The following is a 1,181-nucleotide window of genomic DNA, read 5'->3' on the forward strand; positions in this document are numbered from 1 at the left end:
CTTCAAACAGCGGCGTGACGCTGAAGCCGTCATTCGACAAGCGGATCAAACGCCGGGTCAGGGAGCCTTCGTCGAACAGCCAGTCGAGGGTAGACACAGCATGTTCAACCTGGCGCACGACTACGCCCGCAACGACATGACTGCCTACGTGAAGCTGCAAGAGCAAGAGTTCGCTGACGCCTCCAAGGGTTACACCTTCGTGGCTCACCAGCAGGAAGTGGGCACTGGCTACTTCGACGACATGACCACCGTGATTCAAGGTGGCTCGTCTTCGGTCACCGCGCTGACCGGTTCGACTGAAGAAGAACAGTTCCACTGATACTGAGCAAAACGGCCGTTGCGGACCGAGTGAAAAGCTAACCGCAACGTCGCACATCTAACGCCCCGACTGGTTCGGGGCGTTTTTTTGCCCGGAATTCGCCAGTCACCACAAAAAACCTGTGGGAGCGGGCTTGCTCGCGAAGGCGACGGCATATCCAACATTGATATGACTGACAGACCGCCTTCGCGAGCAAGCCCGCTCCCACAGGTGACGGCGCCCGCGATCAGAAAAATGCGCTAAAACGACCTCGGCGACTACTTGCAGTAACGGCTATATAAGACAACTTCCCAGCCACTCACCCGTTAAACAGTTTAAAAACCGACTCAAACAATATTGATTATCATTTAGCAGCAACTATGTTCGTTACATCCCCTACAAAACATAATTGATGAAATGCCGGCTAATGCCCGCAACGCATGGGTTACAGGGCTTTGGAGGAGCGCTATGTCCTTATTCCTGTAAATAATTTCGCTATAGGAATTTTACTTGCACGGTGTTGTGCCATAAAATCAGCGGGATTGATTGCTGCGACATATCGTCACTGCTTTGTTTCTTTTCAAGCTCAGAGACCCTTGCTCTCTGTTAAGGATTACCAGCATGCCCGAAGCGACAGGACTCATGGCCCACAACTGGGGCTTTGCCATTTTCCTTCTGGGCGTTGTCGGCCTCTGCGCCTTCATGCTTGGCGTCTCCAGCCTCCTCGGGTCAAAAGCCTGGGGCCGCAGCAAAAACGAACCGTTCGAGTCCGGCATGCTACCTACAGGTGGCGCCCTGAACATCGAAGTCATTGCCGTGGCCCACGATGCGCAGGAGCCGACGCAATACGTATTCAGTGACGGCGAGCGGCGCTTCGGTCTGC

General features: G+C 54.2%; 3 pseudogenes. 2 read left to right on the forward strand and 1 reads right to left on the reverse strand.

The window, feature by feature from the left end:
- Positions 1-118: pseudogene (locus ACQKP4_RS29175) on the reverse strand (hypothetical protein); the annotation flags it as partial.
- On the opposite strand from ACQKP4_RS29175, the pseudogene ACQKP4_RS29180 reads away from it, so the two are divergent.
- Positions 95-319, forward strand: a pseudogene (locus ACQKP4_RS29180) (isocitrate lyase); the annotation flags it as partial. The pseudogenes ACQKP4_RS29175 and ACQKP4_RS29180 overlap by 24 nt on opposite strands.
- A gap of 600 nt (positions 320-919) precedes the next feature.
- Positions 920-1,181: pseudogene (locus ACQKP4_RS29185) on the forward strand (hypothetical protein); the annotation flags it as partial.

Source organism: Pseudomonas sp. NPDC086278, assembly GCF_050280905.1.
Taxonomy (GTDB): Bacteria; Pseudomonadota; Gammaproteobacteria; order Pseudomonadales; family Pseudomonadaceae; genus Aquipseudomonas.